16 protein-coding genes are annotated in these 25,732 nt (G+C 42.8%); 8 read left to right on the forward strand and 8 right to left on the reverse strand.

Annotated features, from left to right (window positions below; translation table 11 throughout):
• Positions 1–59 precede the first annotated feature (59 nt).
• The 7 genes from DR864_RS11410 (at position 60) to DR864_RS11440 (ending at position 13,328) form a co-directional block, all read left to right on the forward strand.
• Positions 60–251, forward strand: coding sequence for a response regulator transcription factor (locus DR864_RS11410; RefSeq protein WP_114067094.1), 192 nt, complete (start codon positions 60–62; stop codon positions 249–251).
• 51 nt (positions 252–302) lie between these two features.
• On the forward strand, positions 303–1,142 hold the full coding sequence (locus DR864_RS11415; protein ID WP_114067095.1) for a nuclear transport factor 2 family protein: 840 nt from the start codon (positions 303–305) through the stop codon (positions 1,140–1,142).
• 130 nt (positions 1,143–1,272) lie between these two features.
• On the forward strand, positions 1,273–1,629 hold the full coding sequence (locus DR864_RS11420; RefSeq protein ID WP_114067096.1) for a LytR/AlgR family response regulator transcription factor: 357 nt from the start codon (positions 1,273–1,275) through the stop codon (positions 1,627–1,629).
• 28 nt (positions 1,630–1,657) lie between these two features.
• The gene (locus DR864_RS11425) at positions 1,658–7,468 is read left to right on the forward strand and encodes an Ig-like domain-containing protein (protein ID WP_162793734.1); all 5,811 of its coding nucleotides are present in this window, start codon (positions 1,658–1,660) and stop codon (positions 7,466–7,468) included.
• 29 nt (positions 7,469–7,497) lie between these two features.
• Positions 7,498–11,991: an Ig-like domain-containing protein gene (locus DR864_RS11430; protein WP_114067098.1), complete on the forward strand. Its 4,494-nt coding sequence runs from the start codon at positions 7,498–7,500 to the stop codon at positions 11,989–11,991.
• A 44-nt stretch (positions 11,992–12,035) separates the two neighbouring features.
• Positions 12,036–12,413, forward strand: coding sequence for a hypothetical protein (locus DR864_RS11435; RefSeq protein ID WP_114067099.1), 378 nt, complete (start codon positions 12,036–12,038; stop codon positions 12,411–12,413).
• Between the two features lie 99 nt (positions 12,414–12,512).
• Complete coding sequence (locus tag DR864_RS11440; RefSeq protein WP_114067100.1) at positions 12,513–13,328, forward strand: nuclear transport factor 2 family protein; 816 nt, start codon at positions 12,513–12,515, stop codon at positions 13,326–13,328.
• Between the two features lie 209 nt (positions 13,329–13,537).
• On the opposite strand, the gene DR864_RS11445 is transcribed toward DR864_RS11440, so the two are convergent.
• Positions 13,538–15,283, reverse strand: a complete 1,746-nt coding sequence (locus DR864_RS11445) for a DUF885 family protein (protein ID WP_114067101.1) — start codon at positions 15,281–15,283, stop codon at positions 13,538–13,540.
• 479 nt (positions 15,284–15,762) lie between these two features.
• Between DR864_RS11445 and DR864_RS11450 the strand changes: the two genes are divergently transcribed.
• Positions 15,763–18,441: a PQQ-dependent sugar dehydrogenase gene (locus DR864_RS11450; protein WP_162793736.1), complete on the forward strand. Its 2,679-nt coding sequence runs from the start codon at positions 15,763–15,765 to the stop codon at positions 18,439–18,441.
• Between the two features lie 100 nt (positions 18,442–18,541).
• Here the strand turns inward: DR864_RS11450 and DR864_RS11455 are convergent, their stop codons facing one another.
• From DR864_RS11455 to DR864_RS11485, 7 genes are all read right to left on the reverse strand, one after another.
• A complete protein-coding gene (locus tag DR864_RS11455) occupies positions 18,542–19,612 on the reverse strand; it encodes a M42 family metallopeptidase (RefSeq protein ID WP_114067103.1) in 1,071 nt (356 codons plus the stop codon).
• Positions 19,613–19,614: 2 nt separating this feature from the next.
• Complete coding sequence (locus DR864_RS11460) at positions 19,615–21,180, reverse strand: hypothetical protein (protein WP_162793738.1); 1,566 nt, start codon at positions 21,178–21,180, stop codon at positions 19,615–19,617.
• A 5-nt stretch (positions 21,181–21,185) separates the two neighbouring features.
• Positions 21,186–21,965, reverse strand: coding sequence for a class I SAM-dependent DNA methyltransferase (locus tag DR864_RS11465; protein WP_114067105.1), 780 nt, complete (start codon positions 21,963–21,965; stop codon positions 21,186–21,188).
• Between the two features lie 48 nt (positions 21,966–22,013).
• Positions 22,014–22,925, reverse strand: a complete 912-nt coding sequence (locus DR864_RS11470) for a glycosyltransferase family 2 protein (protein WP_114067106.1) — start codon at positions 22,923–22,925, stop codon at positions 22,014–22,016.
• The gene (locus DR864_RS11475; RefSeq protein WP_114067107.1) at positions 22,894–24,021 is read right to left on the reverse strand and encodes a DegT/DnrJ/EryC1/StrS family aminotransferase; all 1,128 of its coding nucleotides are present in this window, start codon (positions 24,019–24,021) and stop codon (positions 22,894–22,896) included. Before DR864_RS11475 ends, DR864_RS11470 begins: the two co-directional genes overlap by 32 nt.
• A complete protein-coding gene (locus DR864_RS11480) occupies positions 24,018–24,383 on the reverse strand; it encodes a sugar 3,4-ketoisomerase (protein WP_114067108.1) in 366 nt (121 codons plus the stop codon). Before DR864_RS11480 ends, DR864_RS11475 begins: the two co-directional genes overlap by 4 nt.
• Positions 24,384–24,686: 303 nt before the next feature.
• Positions 24,687–25,712: a glutamine synthetase beta-grasp domain-containing protein gene (locus DR864_RS11485; RefSeq protein WP_114067109.1), complete on the reverse strand. Its 1,026-nt coding sequence runs from the start codon at positions 25,710–25,712 to the stop codon at positions 24,687–24,689.
• Between the last annotated feature and the right edge of the window lie 20 nt (positions 25,713–25,732).

Below are 25,732 nucleotides of genomic sequence, written 5' to 3' on the forward strand. Positions count from 1 at the left end.
ATGAAAAATGGTTTGGGATAGAACCTGCACCTTTGTATCAACTAATTCACCCTGTGCTAATGCTCACTAAACGCGAAATGGAAGTACTGCAACTCATCGGCCAAGAACTGACCACCGAACAAATAGCCACCCGGCTGCAGGTGAGCATCTCGACCATTGAAACCCACCGCCACAATCTGTTGCAGAAGCTGGGAGCTAAATCAGTGGTGGGAATGATAAAAATAGCGTTCAAACAGGGGCTGATAGACTAATTCCCGAAAAAAACAATGGAATTACTTAAACCATAAACCAACTATTCTCAAATGAAAAAACTACTCCCTACTCTCGCTATTTTACTCCCTCTTTCTTTTGTCATGCTGACGACAGGAAGCACCTACGCCCAGACCGACCTTAAAACCGCTTTTGAAAAAGGTATGGCTGATTATGACAAAAATCCAACGGAGGCCGTCCAACAAATGGATGACAATATCCGCTTTGTGGCAGGGCATGGCGGGCAGTTTTACGACAAAGCCGCCACACTTACTTTGGCTAAATCTCGCCCCGCTGCCAAAAGCGAAACCCAAATGAGCGACCTGCGCGTGAAACAATCGGGTACTTTGGGCGTGGTATCGGGCATTAGAAACCACGCTTTGGTACTACCAAACAACCAAAAAATGACGTGGAAAGATGCCTTTACCTACACATTTGAATGGAAAAAGAATAACTGGGTGCTGACCGATATACACCACACCAAGATTGACTATCAAACGGGAGAAGAGACTGCCGTTCGGCAGGTAATTGATGCCGAAACCAAAGCGTACCACGAGGCCAACTTGGCTGTATGGCGTACCAACTGGGCCACTACCCCCTACATTGAACGGCAAGACGAAAAACTCAGAAAATTAGCTAATACACCTTATTTGAAAGGCGAAGCCCTCCAAAAAGGCTACGAGGAGTTTGCTAAAACCCACAAACCTACCGGTCTCAACCCAGTAGTGAGCGATTATGAGTCGCATGTCGCAGGCAATATGGCTTGGGCTACTTATACCCAAGAAGATAAAAAAGCCGATGGAAGTGTGGGACAAAAACAACGTTCCCTGCGCATTTTGGAGAAAATCAACGGCCAATGGAAGATTGTGATGATAAGTCTTACGGGCTTTTAGGAGTTTGTCGAGCGCACAAGTTCACGGATCGTTTTTACGAAGAAGCCATGAAACTACCCGAATTGGGGGGAAGCAAATGACCCAATAGTGACAAGTTTTGTACCGAAAAAAAGTCTAAACATACCCTACAATGAATTTACTTCCTACTTCTCCCGGCAGCACCGTAACGCTTCTCAAAGATACCCCGGGTACAATCTCTCTGCTGCGCGGAAGTGTAACGATAGGCTACGATGACATCGTCCGGCTGGAAGGAGAATCCAACTATACCCGCTTTGTACTGGCCAACGGCCGTACTCTGCTTACCTCCCGAAACATCGGTTTTTATGAGTCACTACTTCCCGAAAACTTTCTGCGAGTACACAAACGGTGCATCCTCAATCGAGCTTATGTGACCGAAAAATGCAAAGGATACGTGCGGATGAGTGATGGGGCGGAAGTGGAGGTAGCGCGGAGAAAGAGGCGTATAGTTAAAACAAGAAATGCCTGATAAAATATTAAATAGACCCTGTACAATCATGAAAAGCATCATAGCCCTACTCCTGTCTTTACTGTCAATCAGCTCTTTGGCCCAAAGCCCTACCGAGCCTACTGTTTATATACCTGTGGTGGTGCATGTGATCGAATCCGGGCAACCAACTCCTTCAAATGAAGATATACTTGCTAAAATTGACCTTTTAAATAAAGTCTTTGATGGTTCTGCTCCTTTTTTGTCAAATCCTTTAAATATTGGCATACAGTTTAGGTTAGCAAAATTATCACCGCAATGTGCTCCTACCAATGGAGTTAAAAGACATGATTATACAACAAAAAGTCTATTATATTTATACTATGGTGTTCAACATGAAACCAAAAAAGGATTGCCGGAAATAGTGTTAAAAAAAGAAACACAATGGGATGTGAATCAATATATGAACATATGGATAGTTGATAAAATAGATAGTTTAAATACAGGTGCGTTTACTTATTTACCCGAAGAAGCTGGTAGTAGAGATGGAATAGTGATTACCAGTAAAGATTTTTCAGAAAGTAATTCCCCCATTTTAATTAATCAAGTGGGTAGATTTTTTAATCTTCTAAATGTATGGGAAAATAAAAGCCCTTATTCCAACTGTGGGGATGATGAAGTTGATGATACAGATCCTGTAGAGTTTTATAGTGGTCAGCCAAGAACAGGTATTAATCCATGTACTAATACAAGTTTTAAAGATGCAACAGAGAAAAATTTTATGTCTTTTAACGATGTGAGAACACTATTTACAATGGAGCAAAAAAAACGAATGATAAAATCGTTAAAACTTAACAACCGTAAATCATTGGTTAATTCGATTACTGATGAAATTAGTTCCTGTTTGTTTAATAGTTCTAACACTGCGGATGTTTTTAAACATAATGATTTACCTGTAAATTCTTTCAAAACTTTGGGTGTTGGAAAGGGGGGGTATATTTATGCTGGAACAGCGAATCAAGGTCTTTATAAATTCAATGGAAAAGTTTGGTCAAAATTATCAATCTTATCAAACAATAGTGGAAGTAATAACATAAATGATATTCAAACTGATAAAAATGGAGGAATTTGGATTGCACAATATGGTCATTCGTTCACACAAGCTATCACAGGGGGCATAAACTATCTACCAGACTCAACAGAAATTGGTCACATTTATTATACACCTTCTACTTATGGATTACCTACTCGAAACTGTCGAGGTTTATTTATTGATACAAGTTCAACTCAAACAACTCATAGAATTTGGTCTGCTCATTCAGGTCAAACAGGGACAACAGAAGCTGCTGGTGCTATAGGTTTGGGTGTTTTTTCAGCTGCCCCGGCTTTCAATATAATAACAGGAGGAATTGACCAAACATTGCCAAATATTGGTGTGCAATCGATTGGTGGAGATGATACAGAAGTATGGGCTTTTGCACCTAACAATTTTGGCAATAATGAGATATTAGTTTATGACGCAAAAACTACGGCTTATAAAAAAAAATATGGGATTGTTAATATTGGGCACTCATTTCCAGCTAATTTTTTGGTTAAGTCTATTCATTTTGATGTATTTGCCAAGAAAAATTTATTAATTGATAGGCGATGGTTGGGTGTATCTAATGGTGGATTATTGATATTTCAAAAAAATACAAACCAAACGGAAGGACTATGGTATTACTTTAATCAAGAAACATTTCCAACAAAGTTTCCATCTGGTGCAATTATCAATAACAATAGCATTACAAGTGATGACTCTGGATATGTATATATGGGAACAAATCAAGGGTTAGTAGTTTTTACAGGTGGTGAGATTGCTGATTCATCTAATTATCAGCGGTTTACGATGGCGCATGGTTTACCATCGAATAACATTCTTGATATTGTTTCTTCTCCTTACTATAATAGAATGGTAATAGCAACTGACCAAGGTATAGTTTTTTGGGATAAAAGCAGAATTAGAAAAAATCCTGAGAAAATCAATATTACTGATATTTCAGAGGATTTTAATCAATCTCATTACATTGTTCCTAAAGAGTCTATTGTTCATCATTATTTATCTATTAAGAATAATCTTACAGGTAAACCCAAAAAAGATTGTTATATTCTATATACTTTGAGTAACCAGCCTCCTTTGACGTTTTTTGCATCAGAGTTAAGTGATGATAAGGGACTAAGCGATTTGAAGATTCCAATTGGAGGTTCTAATCCTTATTCCCCTAATGATGATTTAATAACATCAGGGGAGTCAAATGTAACAGTTAATTTTTTTGACATTGTTGACATAAATAATGACAATATTGAAGTTGAGACAAACTATTTTAAAAATACATCTTTTAAAATCTCAGTAATTGATAAAGCGAAACCCATATCGAAAGAAATGGGAATGGGGGCAAGTTTTGAAGCTGGTGGAGGAATAATTGGTGGTGGAGAATTCGAGGTTGTAAATTGGAAGTTAAAAGGCTCTCTTTTTTCAGTAAACGGTGCCTACATTGCGAAACCTTCTATCACAGTAAATGAAGATGAAGACAATCCTCATATTTGGCACACAAGACTCAGATACCCTAACGGGATTAAACTTGAAGGAAATCTGGGACCGAAAGTTGAAGGTCAATTAGGTAAAGTTAAAGTTGAAGGTGGTGCGGAATTAGAGTTAACTGCCTCTGGATCTTATGTTGAAGAGTATGAATATGCCTTGAATCTACAAAATCAAGCTGACAGATTTTTTCTTGGAAATGCTCTATTTGGAATATCATTAACACCATATTCTCTGTTGATGCAAGCCTATTTAAGAAACCTTAATCTTTTTTTTCAAGAGGCTGATGCTATCAAAACTGGGATAAATCTAAATATTGAGAACGCAATTGAAGGTGGGTTAACATTTGTTCATGAAACTGATTTTAAAGAATGGCTGGATCCTAAAATAGGAATAGAGTATGGCCCAAAATTGTTTTCTACTGATATTGAAATAAGTTCAGAAAATTTAAATAATGATGTTATTAGTCATGACTTAGTAGCTTCCGCAAGTATTGCCAAAAATGTTGGAACTTTGGTGGGTATTTTACCTAATGAGGCTATAGAGCCTGGACTTTGGTCTTACTTTTTAAATAAAATAGATACATCCCCAAAGACTTTCACAGTAGCTTTAAATAGAAAATCAAATAGAAATACTGAAAGCTTAATTAGCACATCCGCATCATTTAGCGACTCAAAAGATGTCATAATTCAAAACGAAAAATATACTCTGACATACAAAAATAAATTTAATTACAGGAATGATGCAGTGGAAAGTATTGGTATTATTCCTGTAAACTTTATTTCTGGATTTTTTAATAATCAAAATGTATGGACTTCACCTTTTACTATGGCGGCCTCAAGTGCAGCAGGTTTTGGCGGCCCTGTATCGCAAATTAAGACTTATCATAAAAGTATTTTTGTTAAACCACAAGGGACATTTGGAACTAAAGCAATTGAAACTAACATAGAAAAAGAGTACAAAAAATCAAATGAGACAATTGCACTAAGTTTTGCTTTAAAAAGTATATTAGGTGTTGATTTTGAATTAAGCTATAGCGACTGGAATAGCTATACTCATAAACATAAAGACTTTGTATATTCTTCTGAATATCATAAAATGCTGCCTACAGTAGATATGCCTGAAATTGAAACTAATTCTCCATTAGCTTCATCCGTTTTCCAATCAAAAGCAAATGGAAACATAGAGTTACCTGATCAAAATCCAATCGAAGGTTTTATTCAAAATTTAATAACTGAATTAGAAACATTACCTACTTCAATTATCGAAAATGCTCTTTCTTTCATAAAGCAATTTTCTCAATTTGTTGGTACAAGTAATATTTCTTTCTCAAACACCCAAAATGGTACAACTCAACGTTTAGGTTTAGATGCAAAACCTGTCAATTCTAAAGGCGTAACTACCACTTCCGCCCCAAGTATATTTACATTCAATGTACTAGGGGGAAATGCCGCTTTCGATACGGGCAACGAAGTACTATTCAAGTACTACTACCCCGAAAACCAACTTGAGGCAAAAATCGGAACGAACACATATCGTATAGTCACAGACGTATTTTTCTTGAATGCCCGCAATGGTACTACTAACCTGGTTTCGGCTCCCAACGGCAACTTCACCCTCACTACACAGTTTAGTTCTTATGAGTTGGAATTAGCAGGGTTGCCAACTACTTTAATCCCCAAAGTACTCTTTCAAGCGAATGGAACCAATACTTGGGAAGTCGTAGGCAATGCCAACGAAACCATCAATTTTAATCGTTTAGGGGTATTTGCCATAGGAGTGGATCTTCAAGAAGATTTTATTCCTCCAACCATTTCGGTTACACCACCTGTTTCATTTGTAGATGGGCAAAATTTTCAATTTACTTTGACTGATAATTTATCAGGTATAGATTGGAGTAAAACGTATTTTATCTGCAACGGTACAGTAATGCCATATCAAAGAGTAGGAACAAGTAGTACCATCAATATCCCCATTGCCAGCCTTCATGTAAGTGGCACGCCACTTCCTGAGACATTTTCGATTCAAATTCGTACCATTGATTTGTCTTACAATCAAAAATCATTCTCTCAAACTTATCCATGTGCTAAGTCCATCAAGCTATTAAGTGTTTTGGGCAGTGAATCTGTTCTCCCCAACAAACAGCAAGCCCTCGAAACCATAGAAGCACAAGGATTTGCGGCTACACGTCCACCCTTGGAATTGAAGGCTGGCAAATCTATTTTACTCAAACCAGGCTTTGAGGTACTGCCCCAAAACAGCGGTTATTTCAAAGCCGAAATCGGTGGGTGCAATACTTCCGGTGCCCCCGCCCAACCTGCCAATTTTACGGCAAGTACCGCTACCGTTTGCAAAGGGCAAGCAGGAGTGGTATATGCTGTACCTACTGTAAGTGGTGTAACCTACAACTGGTCTTACTCAGGTACAGGCGCTACCATCAACGGTACCGGCAATAGCATTACGATAAACTTTGCCGCCAATGCCACTGCCGGGACACTTTCCGTAACCGCTGCCAATGGCGCGGGTACAAGCCCTGCCCTCACCCTTGCTATCACCGCAAACACCCCACCTGCTCCGCCCACTGCCCCCAACATCAATAGTGCAACGGGTGCAACAGCCTCAGTTTTGGCCTCGGGTTGCACAACTTACAAATGGTACGACCAAGCCACCAACGGAACATTGCTGTTTACGGGTAATCCGTTTATTTCGCCTATTTTAAATGCTAATGCGACCTATCATGTAGCGTGCGCTGATGCACCCTGTGCAGAAACGACTCGTACAGCAGTCACCGTTAGCGTAGGAGCAGTACCTGCGCAACCCGCCGCTATTTCCGGCACCAATGTGGCTTGTCAAGGTCGATCAGGACTCAATTATTCTGTCCCTGCGGTATCGGGAGCTACCTCTTACACATGGACTTATTCGGGTACAGGTGCTGCCATTACGGGCAATACACGGCAGGTGGTAATTGATTATGCCTACGCTGCCACTTCCGGTAACCTAAATGTGGTAGCTAATAACGCATTTGGTTCAAGTGCGCCAAGAACCATGGCTATCAGCATTAGTCCAGCCCCCCCTGCCCCAACGGCAACAGGAGTAACAATATCTTCCGGGAATTCGGCCAACCTTACCGCTACCGGGTGCTCAATTTATAAATGGTACCCCCAAGCATCAGGAGGGACAGCATTTACCGGGCAAAACTTTACAACTCCAACCTTAAATAGTACTACGACCTATTATGTAGCTTGTAATCCCGGCACTTCCTGTGAATCGTCCCGTGTACCAGTCGTGGTAACAGTCCAATAAGTCATTTTCATCATTTGCACGAAATACCCATGAAAAAGCATCTATTCATTTGCTTCTGCCTGCTATTGTTTCAAACAGGATTTGCCCAACAATTCCCCACCTTCGATTGGGCAAGAGTGGCCAGCGAAGGCTATCCCTCAATTCCTTTGGTTGGCACTAATTATAGTTCTGACATACGGCTCATCAAACGTGATGTTGCCGGTAATATTTACATAAGCGGGCAAATCAATAAAGCCATGAAGTTTGCTAATCAGGATATTTATGCTCAAAATTTTAACGGAAGCAATTATGGAAATTATTTCATGAAATTAAATCCGACGGGCGAAACTATTTTGTGGGTCAAAACCATGGTCTATGCAGGAATTTCAGATTTTGAAATTGACAATGATGGTTTCATTTATGCCGTTTCTGAAGGAGGTGGTGGCGGCACAATAAAGTACGGTGATGCCACTATTGCCGGAGGAGATGCTTATCCTAATCTTGAAGTAGCTAATTATTATAAAATAAACGCTAATAATGGTAACGTCGTTTGGATGAAAAATGCCGGAACGCCCGGTTTTGCACCTTCTATCTATCCTTTTGTTGAAACAGATAACAATGCCCTATATATGACTGATTGTTTGGGACCCAATGCCAACAATAGCACTACTATCCGAGGGTATCGTTTGATAAAAATTTTAAAATCAGTAGCAAATGCAGACCCCGATGAACATATCGAAAACAAAGCATGGATATTAGATAAAGACTGGTTTGCGGCCAATGTTGACCCTTTGTTTGAAAACTTTATTTTGGATATAAAACTCACCAATGATAAACAGAATCTTTGGCTTTATTTGAAAACCGGTGATGTTTGGATTGATGACTTTTCCAATCAACAATTCGATACTCGTGATATGATTATGGTACGGTTGGACAATCTGAACAATGCCACTCCGACCGTAGGTTTTAAGAAAAAATTCAGCACCATCATTTGCCCCGACCAAGGTGATTTACAAATCGACAGCCAAGGAAATATTATTCTGACCGGAGCCTTTCATACCGACCCATTACGCTATACCGCAAACGCAAACGGCAAAGCTGAAGTAATTTTTGGAGGAATTACTTTTGAGTTTCCGATGAATATTCACAAGCAATTTATAGCCAAATTCTCGCCAACGGGCGCTGAAACTTGGATAAAATTTTATGACATTCAATCTCCATATTTGTTCCGTAGCCTCACACTTGATGCAAACAACAATATGTATGTAAGTGGCGGTTCAATACCCAGTTTTCCGACCATTGGTTCATTTACCAGTATTAATGACCCTTGGTGGGTTATGAAATTAAAACCCGATGGTGACCAAGTTTATATGTGGTCAAACGAAGAAGGCGGTTCAAATAACAGTGACCCAGTCTTATGTGCAACAGGTGGAACTGATGTAATAATTGGTACAAATGGTGGTGGTGGTAAATATGGAACAAAAGAGATTGTAGGACATAGTAGTTTTGTATTATCAAACCTTAAACATTCAGGTACTGCCAAGCCATTTGAAGAACTTAAAAAATTGAAGGATATCAATACGGGGGCTGATGTGTTGAGTTTGTATTCTTCAAATCCCAATCGTTTTACCGAATTGGGTGGAGGACTTACATTTTTTGGATGGATGTTTGAAACAACCAATCCAAACCAATCCGGGCATTTGTTGAAAACGGATGGTACTGAAAACGGTACGGTATCGCTTGCAAAAGTAACCTTGCCGAACGTAGGTGATGGCTATGCAAACGAAATGAACAATACCTCGCTTAAAACACCGACGCATCTCTATTTTGAAGGAAGCAGCAATGATGCAAGTAATATACGGCAAACAGATTTGTGGAAGTCAGACGGAACGGCGGCCGGCACCGTTAAGTTCAAATCTTTTGCGGTGGGATCGGTAAACTCAAATGGCAATGGATTGCATAATTACGACATTCAAAACATGGTTTTTGCCAATGGCTTGGTTTTTTTTACGATGTCTGATGCCACCAACTCAAAGGTGGACCTATGGAAAACAGATGGTACAGAAGCGGGAACGGTAAGACTTTATGAAGGTTGTATTCCCGAATTAGCTCCCTATAATAACTACGTTTACTATTTTATTAAGGGTGTGGCCGACCAATTTGGCAACATTCCTTATACCTTACGCCGACATAATGGCACAAGCGGAGGTTTCGTAAAAAACTTTGCTACTACTTCTTCAAATGCTACAAATATTCCTCGTTTTTTTGGCGTAGTCAATAACCAATTATTGTTTTCGGCTGATGGTACGATTGTACTAAATAGCAACAATGTAAACTCAGGCATGGAATTATGGAGAACAGATGGAACAAATGCTGGTACAACTATAGTAAAAGATATTAACCCCGAAACGACTTCAACATTTCCTGACCCATTCGGAGGTGGAAAAAGCTCAATTACGTATGGTACACAAGACCACCCATCATTCGGAAACATCAAAATATCGGCTTTAAATTCAAGATTTATAATTTATAATAATACGCTATATTTTGGAGCCGATGACGGAGCTAATGGAAGAGAGCTTTGGAAATCGGATGGTACAGAGACAGGTACAATTTTAATAAAAAATATATATGAGCCCTACAATACTGCTTATGAAGGTAGCTCTGACCCTGTAAGGTTTTACGTATTTCAAAACAATATAGTCTTTAATGCAATAGGTAGTACCATTAATGGTAATCCTGTTTATAATTTATATAAAACGGATGGTTCGGAAAACGGAACAACTGTCTTAAAAAATGGTGGTCTTTTTGGAGGTTCTAGTTACGCAGTTTTAAACAACATACTTTATTTTTCAGCTTTTGACCAGCCCAACTCTTTGATACACCCAACTTATAATGAACCAATTACACAGGGCATTGAGCTATGGACAAGTGATGGAAGTATAGAAGGTACTAAGCAACTGAAAAATATGATGAAAGGTTGGCTTTATGGTCCACCTATCCATCTTACCACATGGAATGGAAGCCTTTACTATACCTTTTATAATGTGGTAAATCCGTATCACCAAGTACCTAGAGTTGAAGCTGAGCCATGGAAATTTACTCCAGCTCCATGTACCAATCCGGCACCGGCAGGGCCATTAGCTACTGCACCAACTATTTTGGCAAGCTATCCTGCTACCATTAAAAGCAATGGCTGTCTTGGTATTGTAAAATGGTACGCCGATGCATCGGGAGGCTCCCCCATTTTTACGGGAGATAACTATACAACGCCACTGCTCAATACAACTACTACTTATTATCTTTCCTGTACGTTCAATAATTGCGAAAGCCAGCGTAGCCCTGCCACAGTAACGGTCAATCAGCCCAACTGTACTACGCTCCCCTCACCCCCTACCTGCAACGGCGGCAGTGTAGTAACCGGCAACAGCATCACCCTCACGGCATTGGGCTGTACAGAGCAAACCCGTTGGTATAATCAACCCGCCGGCGGCACACTTTTAGGGCAAAACAGCACATTCACCACGCCCAATCTCACTACCCCCACCACTTACTATCCCGTGTGTTTTGTGCAGGGCTGCGAAAGCCCCCGAACATTGGCGGTGGGTATTACGATCACCCCATCAAGCGGCCAAGCCCTAGATTTTGACGGAGTGGATGATGTGGTTACAGTACCTGCAAATGAAGGCTTTAATCCGCAATCATATACAATAGAAGCATGGGTAAGATTTGATATTAATAACCGAAATCAAACCATCATGGATAACAGCCGAAGATGGATGTACTACAATTACGCTCAAGCTGGAAGTTCAATCAAATTTGGATTTGAAGACAATGGGTACCCCAGAGAGGCAGGGTTTTCATTTACCCCAACAGCGGGTATCTGGTATCATTTAGCTTGTAGTTTCAACAATATTTCAAAAGAATCTTATTTCTACATCAATGGTGAACTTCAAGATGTTCAAAACATCAACTACGCACCAAGTCAGACTAATTTTGAAATGAAAATTGGCAATCATTATACATTTACTGGATGGGAATTAGACGGACGAATTGAAGAAGCACGTTTTTGGAACATTACCCGAACAGAAGCCCAAATCGGGGCAAGTTATAATACCGAATTGAGTGGCAATGAAAGCGGCTTGGTTTTCTACTATAAATTCGATGGCGAAGCCACTTGCGATGTACAAGATTGTTCGCCAAATCAGTTGCATGGTACGCGTAACGGTACCACAGGCACCAACACTAAACCCCAATTTGTAAATACAAGTGTTGCTTTGACCGATGTTGCCTGCGGGGTTTCGAGTGCCTGTACATTGCTCAACCCCTGCCCCACTTCTCTGCCGATTGCCTCCCCCAACTACACCACAGAAACGCTCACTCGCCAAGCCAATGCCATCAATGGTGCAATTACGGCCCTCAACCAAATCACCAATACCGCCAAAATAACGTACGAAGCTCGCTCAATTACGCTTAATGAAGGTTTTGTAGCGCAGCCCACCAATACAGGGTATTTTAAAGCACAAGTGGGTGGGTGCAATTAACAAAATAGCCAATACTATTTTTCAAACCTAAACCATTCAAAAAAGTGAAAACCAACACATTTATCCTCATTGTATCTGCTTACAGCATATTGTTGAGCTTACCGGCCATTTTTGCACCCGGTCTGGCCATCGAGTATTTTGGCGGGACCGTAGGTGACATGAACGAACATTCTTCCATCAATTTTATCGGCGGTTACCAATTGGCCATGGGTTATCTGGGTTTTATCGCTTATCGTTCTACCGATAGCGCGGTGCGCCGAGGGTGGTTATTGGCCGTCACGTTTTTGACCCTTTTTGCCATTGCCGTCTATCTTTTCAATCTCAATGTCAGAAACATGCCACCCACCCAAACCCTTTATTTTGACATGGCTATTTGGGCTGCTATGACTTTGGGGGCTTTATATTTTAGAAGTAAAGAGTGAAAGTCTGCAAGGTGTTTTCTATTCAAAATCACCAAAAAAGAATGAAAAAACCTCCAAACAACTTTTCAATACACGCTCACATTTTAAACTGTCAAACCAATGAAAACTTTCTTCACCCTACTGTTATTCCTTCCAAATTTTCTCTTTGCGCAGGGCAATTTTACCGAAGCCTTGTTCAATGATATGGGTGTGCGCTTTAAGCAAAACCCTACTGAGTATATAAAAAATGAAACGGCTCCGAATTTTATTTTTACGAGTTCCAATGGGCAGGTTCAGAATAAGGAAGAAGTACTGACATTGTACAGTTATTACGATGAGCCTTACCGTGAATTCAGCAATGTGGTCATCCGACAAAATGGCTCTTTTGCCTTCGCAACGGGTATTTTATCTCACGCCTATGTGCACAAAACGACCAAAGAAAAAAGAGCGAGCAAGTCTGTCATTACCTATACGTTCGTTCAGGAAAAAGGCAAATGGCTGTTTCAAACGGGACACCATACCCCCGCCCCGCTCTCGGTAAAAGAAGAAGAAGCCGCCATCAAAAAAGTGATCGAAGACGAAACCCAAGCCTACATTGACGGCGACGGCAAAAAACTGTTGAGCTTTTGGGCCGAAAAGAAATCCAACGAACACGCCAGCCAATTTTTAGTGCCCATCATTGGTCAGCCTTACGCCAAAGGCGAAAGCATGGACAAGCTGCAAAGTATCGTAATGCCCAATCTCAAAAAACAGAATTTCACGGTAGAACGAGACGATTTTGAGGTCAGAATCAACAACAACATGGCCTGGGCTACCTACACCCAAAAGGCAGCGGCCAACGGTGCAGTCTTCAAAACCGACCGCGAAACCCGCATCTTGGAACGCCTCAATGGCGAATGGAAAATCGTGTATGTAGGCGAGCAGGCGATGAAGTGACACGCACTGTTCTTTTTTCAGTTATTTTGAGTTTTTCGATAATGTCTTTTGGGACGTATAGTGACATTCTCCCAGAAATGTGCAAAAAACAAGTGATAACCAAAAGTATTGAAACCGAAGAATATCAAACATAAAACCGCAAAAGGATTGAAGCCCTTTCGCGGTTTTATGTTTTTCAGTTATATATTTTCCAGTTCTCAATCCTGCCCCTACTTCACCGCCGGCGGGGTATAAAACTTCCAACTTGACTTATAATCGCGACTCAGTTTTTTGTTGGTCATCACGGCCCTGACCATGTCTACGGGCAGGGAGTTTTGCTGCATGACGGCGTCGTGAAACTCCTTGTAGGTCATTTTTTTTGTATCGACCAATTCTTTTTTCAACGCATAAAACTGAAACGCGCCCGTCATGTACGCCAGTTGATACAACGGCTCGTAGCCGCCCACGAACGAGCGCCGCACTTCGCCCTCGGCATTGGCGCGCTCGTGGCCTACGCGATCTACAAGGAAATCAATGCACTGCTGCGGAGTCCATTTGCCGAGGTGGTAGTTGAGCGAGAAGATAATCCGGGCGCAGCGGTGCATCCGCCAAAACAGCATCCCGACCCGGTCTTCGGGCGACTGCGGAAAATTCATATCCCACAGGATCATTTCCCAGTACAGCGCCCAACCTTCGGTCCAGAATGGTGTGCGAAAACGACGGTAAGTTTTGTACCTATTGTTCATAAAACCCTGTAAATGATGCCCCGCAATAAGCTCGTGGTGAACCGTGGCCCGCGAAAAATGCGGGTTGTTGCCGCGCATGCTCATCAGCTTGTCTTCGTGCGACATGGCCGCCGTGGGATATGAAATCAGAATTGTTTCTCCGCCCAAAAAGAACGGGCTAAACTTCTGACGCTCGGCCGACATCATCGCCATGCGCCAAGTTTCTTCGGCAATGGGCGGAATGGTAATCAAATCTTTTTGTTTCAAAAATGACACCGATTCGTTGTAAAGCCGCAGAATCATTTCAGGCTGTTTACCCACTGGCACCATCGAGTTTTTGACCTTTTCCTGCGCTTTTTTCCAATCATCCCCAAAGCCCATCTCGCGGGAGGCTTTCAGCAATTCGCGGTCACACCACGCAAATTCTTTGTTGGCAATGTCGATGAGTTCCTCGGGTGTATACGAGATAAACTCAAATTCTAATTGACGGATCAGCTCATCGCGCCCTACCGCTACCCCATTGATACCGCTGCCATCGTCTTTGAAAGGAGCGCCAGATTTGGCTTTTTTTGCAAACAGATTAGCATACGAAGTCAGCAGCGTATCCACTTTTTTGTACGGCTCGGGCACCCACCACGTAAAGTTGGGATCGTAAGCATTATAAAACTCAAAGACACTTTTCAGGGCTGATTTTAGTCCCGTGGCAGTGCCAGCGGCTCGCTCGGCCAAAACGGGGTCGATTTTCTCCATTTTTGCCACGGCCTTGCGCGCTTCGGCTATTTCTAGGCCTAGGGCGTTAAACTCCGTGGCCATCTGCTCGCCGTTGACGGCGGCACCGCGTCGGCGTGATTTTTCCAACGCGTAAATTTTCTCCGCAAACGGAAACCAAGGCTGAATCTGCCCCACTTCCACCGCTTCTTTGCCCAGCTCCCGAATATCGACCTGCAAGTTTCTTTGAAACAACACATAGTCTACCTGGCTATCAACGGGCAATTTATCAAAGTCCATTTTTTGGAGCTGTCCCAAATAATCATTGGTCAGTTTTTCCAATCGTTGGCGGCGTTCGGGAGAGTTTTCGACAACGTAAAACCGCGTCAGGCTTCCCCGGTCGGCGGCATAGTTAGTCATCAAATGGTGGACTTCGCTCGTTTGTTTGTACAGCGAATTAATGGGGGAAGGTTGGGCGTACGCCGCAGACAAACCTGAAAAGGTCAGTACTGCACTCACCAAAAAGTGTTTGGGGAAGGGCATGTAAACAAAGGGGTTAGTTTGGAAATGAAAGGGGTTACGCGCGGTAATTGAAGTGGTATTTATCACCACTCCTGCACGTTAACAAAAGTAATCAAATTGTAACAAATGCCTTACAGCATCATAGCTAGAGTTTTCTCTTTGGTGTAGCTCCTTTTCAAAACGATACTTCCTCCCCTGAAGTCAGCATATTTTGTTCCTGAGCCAGACAAACTTATGGTTTATTTAGTACGTATATAACAAAACTAGGACAATCTTATCTTTTACAGGAAAATAAAATTATCCCAAAAAGACAAACATTCTATTTAAACTCATTTATCGTACGGTATACATCTATTAGAACATTAAACTAATTTTGTCGTTAATAAATTGAGATTATCCTTCAAAGGCAACAACAGCCAAAACGAAAGAACTATTGAACTAAAATCCCATAAATGAGACTGAATTTTATATTAAAAAAAACAGCATTTTTCATTGTTATAATGCTTATCTCGGTATTAAACAGTACTGCGCAAATTCAAGCTGGCTTTGTTAATGAATATTTCAAAGGCATCTGGAATCCTGCCGAAATGCGTGTTGAACCTGCCGTAGGCATTATATTTGATGCAAGAGGGCGGCTTTTTGCATGGACCAAAGAAGGAAGAGTTTATGTGTTACCCAATAATAATTCATCTAGTTCATGGTCACTGATGCTCGACATCAGGAGTGAAGTAAAAAGCGCCTTTGACGGTGGAATGTTGGGTTTTGTGTTAGATCCCGATTTTTTTACCAATGGCTTTTTTTACGTGTATTATTCCACCTACGTTTCAGGAGGTAGTAGCCAAGATGCCGCCGTAGGGAGGGTCAAACGCTTCAAAGCCAACAACCCAAATCACGCGACCCTTTTGCCAACGACCGATTATTCAGACCCATTGAATAAAACCCTCATCGGCGAAAGCAACTCCACTGGCATACCCATCACAAAACTATCGCACATGGGGGGTACATTGGTGTTTGGTACCGACAATTCGCTCATCGTTTCGACGGGCGACGGTGCATACTACTCCAATTTTGATGATGGTTCTCACATCGAAACCGCCTATCAGGAATGTCTGAATAGAGGCGTAATGACCAACGCCGAAAACATCGGAGCCAATCGCTCTCAACTCCTTAACTCTCATTGTGGTAAGCTCCTACGCATCGACCCCAATACGGGAGACGGCCTACCCTCCAATCCCTACTATAACGCCGCCAGCCCGCGTACCGCCCAGTCGAGGGTGTGGGCCCGAGGGTTTCGAAATCCTTTCCGAATCATGCACATTCCCCTCACGGGCAATCACACCGACGACCCCGGGGATTTTTTGGTGGGTGATGTAGGACAAGGTGATAAAGAAGAATACAATATGGTGGTAGAAAGTGGCCAAAACTTTGGTTGGCCATTTAAAGAGGGGATGTCTATCAGCCACAATCGCCCCCTTACTCAATATGCTCCTGCCAATCCTATCAAACCCATTATTGACTATCGCACAGGAACGGGACGCGCCATTAAAAATGACACTATCTTTAACATAGGCAGCGTACAAGTACCGGGCATCAACCCTATGGAGGGCAACTCAGCCGTTGCTGGTGTTTATTATGATAAAGACACCTATCCACCAGCGTACAAAAACACCTCTTTTGTGGGTGATGCCAGCGGTATCATCTATAACGTAAAACTAGATGCTAACTACAATGTTCAATACGTTAACAGGTTTGCCTATAATCTTTCTAGCCTTACCTCGATGGCCATAGACCCCATTTCTGGGAATATTTACTACCTTGCCTACGGTTCTGGTGGGTCATCAATCTACCGAATACGCTATTCGCCTTCCAATCAACCGCCCATTGCCAAAATCAAGGCTGATATCACGGCAGGCAGCAGCCCTCTCACCACGGCTTTCTCGGCCCTAGACTCCTACGACCCCGACAACCAAACGATTACTTATCAGTGGAATTTTGGCGATGGTAGCCCCGTAGAAACCACCCTTGCCCCTCACCACGTTTTTACGAATGCGGGGCAAACATCGTACAAAGTAAAACTCACGGTGACCGACCCCAACGGCGAAAAAGGCTACGATTCTCTCTATGTAAGCCTCAACAACACCCCTCCCGTCATCGACAGCAGCAGTATTCACGCGCTGAATTCTATTGCGGCCAATGCTGCATACCCCATTACCCTCAGCGCCTTTGCCTCCGACGACCATACCGACAGCGCCCAACTTACGTACGCCTGGAAAATCATGCTCGCCCACAATGACCACGAGCACCTTTATACAACCTACACCAACAACAATCAGAGTATTTCTCTACCTTCTTTAGAATGCGAAAAGGGAGTGGCTACCTACTGGATTCGGATTTATCTCATCGTCACCGACCAGCAAGGGTTATCTACAACCTATACCAAAGACATCAACCTCAATTGTGTGGGTATTCAACAATCCATCACTTTCCCCGCTATCCCCGACAAATTAACGACGGCTCCAGCCTTTACTCTAAATGCTACGGCTAGTTCCACGTTGCCTATTTCCTATTACTTGGTTTCGGGCCCCGCAACCTTAGGCGGCTCAACCGTTACTTTAACTGGAAAACCGGGACAGGTAAAAATTCGGGCCACTCAACACGGAAGCACTCTTACTAACTATAATCAAGCCCCGATTGTGGAGCGCACTTTCAACGTAACGCGGTCCATTACGCAACAAACGGTTACGCTGGATTCTGTCCCGCCCAAGCTAATCACCTCACCTGCTTTTACGCTCAATGCCACTGCTTCGTCGGGGCTGGCCATCAAGTATTTTGTCGTCAGCGGCCCCGCCACCCTTTCGAGTGGAAACCTACTCACGCTTGGGCAGGAAGGCACAGTGCGGGTACGCGCCGTTCAGGCGGGGACTTATACCACCAACGGCGCGTTTGCCGAGCGTGTATTTACCGTCACGGATCCTTGCCCACCAGCACGAACATTGACCCAAACCCTAGTGAACGGTGAACCCATGACGATTCAGGCGGGGCAAACCATCCAAGCCGCCAATCTCATTCAAAGCGGAGCGAATGTTGTTTATCAGGCAGGGGCCGCAATTGAATTAAATCCAGGTTTTCAGGCCGAATCGGGTAGCGTATTTAAAGCTCAAATTCAGGGATGTAATTAATTGTAAAAAAAGGCTTTTGACAAAACGCCCTCCGCTAAAAAAAACAAAGTGCCCTAAACGGGCACTTTAGAAAATAAAAACCATTGATTTTTCAAAAAAATCACTTCAAATACCGGAAATCCTCATCTCCTTTCAACTGTACCAACACTTCGTACATGAGGTTAATGACATTCTGCACATCCTCTTTATGAACCGTTTCAACGGTAGTGTGCATGTATTTGAGCGGAAGTGAAATTAAAGCCGAAGCCACCCCTTCCGTTGCGTACGCAAAAGCATCGGTATCCGTTCCAGTAGAACGGCTAACGGCTTGGCGCTGGAACGGAATCTTTTTTTCTTCGGCTACCTGAATCAGCATATCCAAAACGTTATTTTGCACCGCTGGGCCATAGCAAAGTACTGGGCCGCTTCCGCATTTCAAATCCCCCTGCTCTTTTTTCTTGTACATCGGCGATTGGGTATCGTGCGTTACGTCAGTACAAATGGCCAAGTCAGGTTTCAGGCGACGCACAATCATCTCCGCGCCGCGCAGGCCGATTTCTTCCTGTACCGAGTTGACAATGTAAAGCGTAAAAGGCAGGTTGATGGCGTTTTCGTCCAACAAGCGAGCTACTTCCGCAATCATAAATCCACCAATGCGGTTGTCCAACGCCCGTCCTACAAAATAACGGTTGTTCAATTCAAACAGACCATCCGAGAAAGTAGCCACCGTTCCGACGTGAATACCCATGTCCAGCACTTCCTGCTTTGTGGTTGCGCCTACATCAATCGTCAGGTCAGCCACTTTAGGAGCGGTATCTTTGGCGAGTTCGCGCACGTGGATGGCAGGCCACCCAAAAACGCCTTTAACGACGCCTTTTTTGGTGTGTAAATTAACCCGCATGGAAGGCGCAATGACGGCATCAGAACCCCCGTTACGGATTACATAAATATAGCCATCGTCTGAAATATAATTAACAAACCACGAAATCTCGTCGGAGTGGGCTTCAATCACGACTTTGTAGGGTTTTCCTTCATTGATGACGCCCACGGCGGTTCCGTAGGTATCCACAAAATAATCATCAATATAGGGCTTTAAATAATCCAACCAAATCTGCTGTCCCGACGATTCAAATCCAGTGGGCGAAGCATTGTTGAGGTAGGTATACAAAAATTCGGTGCTTTTTTCGTTCATTTTTACTTTCGTTTATAGATCCGCGCGCCCTTTGGTGATCCATCATTTACTTGGGCTATCAGTTGATAATGTTGTTTCACAAAATTAGCAATCGGCGGGAAATACTCATGTTGGTGTTCGGTTTTTCCTTCCGTATTTATCAAACTCCCGTTCAAATCCATAAAAATGACGGGTTGATTCTGACTCATATCCGCCAAAAAGTCTTTCACCCGCGTGTCATGCAGGGCGCTGGGCCAATAAATTCCAATGGTATACGGCGAGCGGTAGCCCATCGGTAATCCAGTGTAAATGTAAAACCGATCTGCATAACCCCAAATAACCAAATGGTCAGTAGGCTGGGTATTTGCTTTAATAATTTTCACCACCTGTTGGTCAATCTCATCATACCTAAGCCGTTCCAAGGGTTGGCGTTTGGTAAGGTTAAAAATCCCCTGTCCTATGGCACTTACCAATATAATTCCATATACCCAATTTTTCAGCGAGCTCCATTGACTTGCTGAAGGACGGCTCAAAAGTACCCCGATGAGAAAGGTAAGCGGCATCGGCAGAAAGAGCGTGTAGTGCGTATAGGGATTTCCAGATTGTAAGATGGCATAAAAAGTGACGCTCAAAAAAGTGGCAGCAAACAGCAACAGGCGATTAGAACGGTCTAAACTCACCTTTTTAACGGTACCAAGAAACCCTACAAGCACCGCCAAACACCACCCACCAAACACAAAACGAATGGCGTAACTTTGCCACATCAAACTCCCTGCCCGCCAAGGGCTGAAGCGTTTCCATATTGGCAGTTTAGAAAATTCGTCCGAATAGCCGTAATAAAAATAATACCAAAAGTAGTTGTTCCAAAACGTATCTAACTCTCCACGCATGGCAAAATAAACGTTGACGACTACCGTAGGCATAAACCCTCCTACCACCAACCAACACAGGCTTTTCCAGCCTTTTTTGATGATAAGTTCGTAGGCAAGAAAAGCAGCAATCACCAAGCCCATTGGCACATTTTGAAACTTAGCATAGACTAGTAAGCCCAATCCAATTCCCAAACCAAGCCAAAACATAAACGAAAGTTGACGATTGACCGTCGGTAAATCTCGCCGATGAAACGCATATACATACGCCCAGATGCCCGCTGTAAGCATCAATACACTCACGGCTTCTGAGTTATAGGCAAGATGGTCGTGGTATGCGGTGGTCCCCAGCCAAGTCAGCAAAGGCAACATCACAACCAACGCCCGCCTAGCTGACAAGGAGAGCAAACAAAGTGTGTTGTATAAAATAATGAGGGTAAGCAACCAGCAAATAATCCCGACTCCTTCGGCCACGGGATAAGTGGCTTCAAACCCCAACGCACTGGCTATAAGCAAGGGAACAACCGTGAGGGGGCGGCCGTCGGTGTAATTGAGCCAAGTCCAAATCGGGTCGGAGGATTTATCAATCGAAATAACGCCCGCCAACCACGTACTTGTATCAATATTAGGCTCACGGTGGGTCATGTTGCTCCATCTAAGCAGAAACACCCCCAGCATCAGCCCTACTAAAAGCCAATTAACTGTTTTAATTTTATGCATTTATCTTACTCCTTTACCTGACTGGCAGGATTCATTACTGTAAAAAGGGAACTCCCGAACGATGCCCTGGGTAAAACCGTCTCTTCCAGTTTGACAAGCCAATAAAGGGGAATATTAATAAAAAAAGGAGGTACTGCTACATCAGAAGCTTGTTTTGACAAATCTATCCATCCTCGACGCAATTGAAAACGTTGCCATGCTCGGACCGCCATAATAAGGGGTGAGAGAAAAAAACTCCAGTAAGTTGCATAAGAAATGGATAAGCCAGCTCTATCTACCAATCGTTCCAAATCTTTCTTAATAAAACGTTTTTGTCCGCCTACGACAATATCATGTACCCCCGAAAAAGCCTCATGTGAATTATTGTTCGTAATAAAAATTCCTCCCGGTTTAAGTTTAGTACGAATACCCATTACGATTTCTTGAATCACGGCATCACTGAAATACGTAAAAACATCGTTACAGATAATAACATCAAATTGCTGCCCAGGCTTGTATTCCGCAATCTTTGTCAGGTCATGATGGGTCACCGCCAAACCTCTCATTTGTGAAAAAGCAACGCCATCTTCGGAAAAATCGAACCCTTCAATAGTAGAAAACCCCTGCTCAAGCAAGTGCATCAGCATTCCTCCAGTGCCACAGCCTGCATCAAGAATTGAAATATCTGGGCGGTTTGGGAAGTGATTTTTAATACTCTTTGTCACCTTCTGATGTAAAACCCGGTACCACCACAAATGGCGTTCCGCGTCATACATGCGTTTATATTCGTCGTATTTACCTATCATGGGTTTAAAAAAATATCACTAGTTCGGAAAATATGTTTTTGGCATTCATTATTTAGAAACACTTTTCTCGATATACTGCGGCAGCCCGCTTTGAGCCATATAAATCCGGCCAATGTATTCTCCCACTACCCCCAAAGCCGTCAAAATCATTCCACTGAAAAAAATCAGTAAAATAAGGGCAGAATTAAGAATAAAAAACTGCGCATGAAACGCATAAAGCACTACATCAACCAACGCCGCAATGCATGATAATCCCATAAATAGCAAACCCACCGCAGTGAGTAAACGTAAGGGTTTGAGCGAATAACCAAACAAAATCGTCAGGAACAAAGACGTCAGTTTTCGCAGCGTATAGCCCGACTGCCCATCTTCGCGTTTGTTATGAGATACCTGCACCCGCCCAACGTTGCGCGTTACGCGGAAAATCAATCCGTCAATATAAGGATAAGGTCCTTTGTACTTAATGATTTCCTGCACAACTGGCTTCGAGATAAGCTTGAAGCTCGACAAATACAGGTCCTTGGGCTTTTCCAAAAGCCAAGTGGTAAGGCGATTGACCAATATACTGCCTAAATTCCGAAACAATGAATGTTGCTTTTGGCCGTAAAACGAAAAAACAACATCATATTGATGGTCTTGGGCCGTGGTCATTAACTTCAGAATTTCGGAAGGAGGGTTCTGAAAATCATCGTCAATCATTACGCAGTAATCTCCAGAGGCATGGTTTAGCCCACACATGACCGCATTAAACTCCCCGAAGTTTCGACGAAGCGAAATGAACTTAACCTGCTCAAAACGGTGCGCCAATTCTGTACAAACTCTTTCGGAATCGTCGCGGCTACAGTCATTGACCAAAATGATTTCGAGAGTACTTTTATCCAACGTTTCCAGTACATGTTCAACAAGCCTGCCGATGGTCCGGGCACTATTATACACCGGAATAATAACCGACAGCAGCATGAGATTGAAGGACTGATTGATTGATGGTTTGAACGATATACGCAGCTTCCTCGTTGGTCAGCGCAGGATGAAGCGGCAGACTTACCACTTCATTGTGAATTTGCTCCGTAATGGGCAAACTTAAATGATTATATTCAGCGTACGCTCTTTGTTTATGAGGAGGAACTGGATAATGAACCGTGGCCTGAATGCCATTATCCATTAAATAGTCAATAAATTCTTCTCGTTTAGGATGCCTTACTACAAAAAGGTGCCAGGCATCTTCGTAAAGGGTTTTCAAGTTAGGTAATATCAAATCAGGATTCTTGATTTCCGAAAGAAAGTAACGGGCCAATTCTCGACGGCGTATGTTTTCGGCATCCAAATACCGCAACTTGACGTTCAAAATCGCCGCTTGCAATTCATCCAACCGACTATTGGTGCCTACATGGTCGTTGTAATACTTGATGGTAGAGCCATAATTGCGCAGGCTTGAGATTTTACGCGCCAATTCGGCATTATTTGTGGTCACGGCGCCCGCATCTCCCAAAGCGCCCAAATTTTTGGTTGGGTAAAAACTAAATGCCGCAGCATCCGACAAATTTCCCGCCTTCAGTCCTGCGTAAGTCGCTCCGTGGGCTTGGGCCGCATCTTCAATAATTTTTAAACCATAGGTTTGGGCAAGTTCCCAAATGGGTTTCATCGTGCAGCATTTTCCGTACAGATGCACGGCCAGAATAGCCTTGGTTTTCGGGGTAATTTTTCGTTCAATTTTTTTAGGGTCAATATTAAACGTTTTGGGGTCAGGCTCTACCCAAACTGGTTTCAGCCCCAAACTCGTTACCGAAAGTATCGACGCAATGTAGGTATTGGCTGGCACAATCACTTCACTTCCTTCGGGAAAATCAAAGGCCTTAAATATCAATTCCAACGCATTGAGGCCATTGGCAACCCCAATACAATGCGAAACACCGCAATAAGCAGCCCAACTTTGCTCAAAAGCAGCGACCTCCTTACCCAACACATACCATCCCGACTCCGCCACTCTTTGCATAGCTTCGGCAATTTCAGCCTGATACGGCCGATTGATTTGCTTTAGGTCTAGGTGAGGTATCATGGTTTTTGGTATACGTAATCTTCTTTATCGTAGTATTCGTTAGACAATACCAGCAGGATGGCATCTGATGAAAACTCGTCCATGATGTGCCAATCTCCCGGCTGAATAATTAAACATTGGGCAGGATGGTTTAAATAAAAAATTTGCTCGCTATCATTTGAGGTAACAATGATTCGACAGCTACCCGCTACGGGAATAAGCGCATTCCATGTCTTTTTATGTCCATGCTTAGCCCTTTGCTCCCCCGGGGGAACTCCGTAGATATAAAAAGCTCTTTTAATATCGCCAGGGAGAATTTTTTCAAAAACAGTAAGCTTTCCATTGGGGTCACCAAAGGTACTTAATTCAATCAGTTGGGGCATATAGGGTAAGATAACGCTGTTAGAAACGCAAAAAATTAAAATTTTCCTTAAAGAAAAGAAAAAAAAACAAGTTTTTCTGTCTGTTTTCAGCGGTTTTAAAGAAAATAAAATTTACCCCATGAGCCACTAGAAAATTTTTAATCAAAATTTAATATATAAAATAAGTAATTGTACAAATCCAATTTTATATTAATTCTACAAAAAAGCCGTCAGAAGCCCATAAAAACATACTTCTAAGTCGAAAGCTTTATAACAAAAAACCCCGCCAAAGACGGGGTTTTTTAGTGCTATGTATTCCAAAAATCAGATTTTCACGCCTTTAACGGTCTTGATAATGCGAGCCGCTACTTTGTAAGGATCGGCAGCCGAGTTGGGACGACGATCTTCCAAATATCCCTTCCAGCCTCTTTTCACAGCTACAATTGGGATACGAATAGAGGCTCCACGGTCAGATACACCGTAAGAGAATTGGTCAATTGATTGTGTTTCGTGCTTACCAGTCAAACGGAGGTGGTTATCCGCACCATACACTGCGATATGCTCAGCTACTACTGGAGCAAACGCTTGACAAATTTTATCGAAAGTTTCTTTATTACCAGCCGTTCTCAAAATAGTATTTGAGAAGTTAGCGTGCATTCCCGAACCATTCCAGTCGGTAGCACCGAGAGGCTTACAGTGCCAGTTAATACCTATGCCGTATTTTTCACCCATGCGCTCTAACAAATAACGCGCTACCCAGATTTGGTCACCTGCTTCTTGGGCACCTTTAGCGAAAATTTGGAACTCCCACTGTCCTGTTGCTACCTCGGCATTGATACCTTCAACGTTCAAACCCGCCTGAAGACAATACTCAAGATGCTCTTCGATGATGTCACGTCCAAAGGCGTTTTGAGCACCTACTGAGCAATAGTATGGACCTTGTGGAGCAGGGTAACCATTGGCAGGGAAGCCCAAGGGTTTATTAGTTTCGAGATTCCATAAGAAATACTCTTGCTCAAATCCAAACCAAAAATCATTGTCACCATCTTCGATAGTAGCTCGGCCATTAGACTCATGTGCAGTACCATCTGAGTTTAGCACCTCGCACATCACCAAATAAGCAGGCGTACCTAATTTTGAACGCTCTGGATCGGGACAGATAAAAACGGGCTTCAATAAACAATCAGACGAACCGCCTGGTGCTTGCTCTGTTGAAGAACCATCAAACGACCACATATCGCAATCTTCCAATTTACCTGAGAAATCGTTCTCAATTTTGGTTTTACTACGCAAACTTTGGGTGGGCTTGTAGCCGTCCAACCAGATGTACTCTAATTTAGCCTTTGCCATTGACATGTATGATTTTAGGT

Origin of the sequence: Runella rosea (assembly GCF_003325355.1) — a bacterium.
Taxonomy (GTDB): Bacteria; Bacteroidota; Bacteroidia; order Cytophagales; family Spirosomataceae; genus Runella; species Runella rosea.

Bases quoted from the DNA above. Each gene is read 5' to 3' on its own strand.
- DR864_RS11410 (WP_114067094.1), top strand. From the start codon at position 60: ATGCTCACTAAACGCGAAATGGAAGTACTGCAACTCATCGGCCAAGAA.
- DR864_RS11415 (WP_114067095.1), top strand. From the start codon at position 303: ATGAAAAAACTACTCCCTACTCTCGCTATTTTACTCCCTCTTTCTTTT.
- DR864_RS11420 (WP_114067096.1), top strand. From the start codon at position 1,273: ATGAATTTACTTCCTACTTCTCCCGGCAGCACCGTAACGCTTCTCAAA.
- DR864_RS11425 (WP_162793734.1), top strand. From the start codon at position 1,658: ATGAAAAGCATCATAGCCCTACTCCTGTCTTTACTGTCAATCAGCTCT.
- DR864_RS11430 (WP_114067098.1), top strand. From the start codon at position 7,498: ATGAAAAAGCATCTATTCATTTGCTTCTGCCTGCTATTGTTTCAAACA.
- DR864_RS11440 (WP_114067100.1), top strand. From the start codon at position 12,513: ATGAAAACTTTCTTCACCCTACTGTTATTCCTTCCAAATTTTCTCTTT.
- DR864_RS11445 (WP_114067101.1), bottom strand. From the start codon at position 15,283: ATGCCCTTCCCCAAACACTTTTTGGTGAGTGCAGTACTGACCTTTTCA.
- DR864_RS11450 (WP_162793736.1), top strand. From the start codon at position 15,763: ATGCTTATCTCGGTATTAAACAGTACTGCGCAAATTCAAGCTGGCTTT.
- DR864_RS11455 (WP_114067103.1), bottom strand. From the start codon at position 19,612: ATGAACGAAAAAAGCACCGAATTTTTGTATACCTACCTCAACAATGCT.
- DR864_RS11460 (WP_162793738.1), bottom strand. From the start codon at position 21,180: ATGCATAAAATTAAAACAGTTAATTGGCTTTTAGTAGGGCTGATGCTG.
- DR864_RS11465 (WP_114067105.1), bottom strand. From the start codon at position 21,965: ATGATAGGTAAATACGACGAATATAAACGCATGTATGACGCGGAACGC.
- DR864_RS11470 (WP_114067106.1), bottom strand. From the start codon at position 22,925: ATGCTGCTGTCGGTTATTATTCCGGTGTATAATAGTGCCCGGACCATC.
- DR864_RS11475 (WP_114067107.1), bottom strand. From the start codon at position 24,021: ATGATACCTCACCTAGACCTAAAGCAAATCAATCGGCCGTATCAGGCT.
- DR864_RS11480 (WP_114067108.1), bottom strand. From the start codon at position 24,383: ATGCCCCAACTGATTGAATTAAGTACCTTTGGTGACCCCAATGGAAAG.
- DR864_RS11485 (WP_114067109.1), bottom strand. From the start codon at position 25,712: ATGGCAAAGGCTAAATTAGAGTACATCTGGTTGGACGGCTACAAGCCC.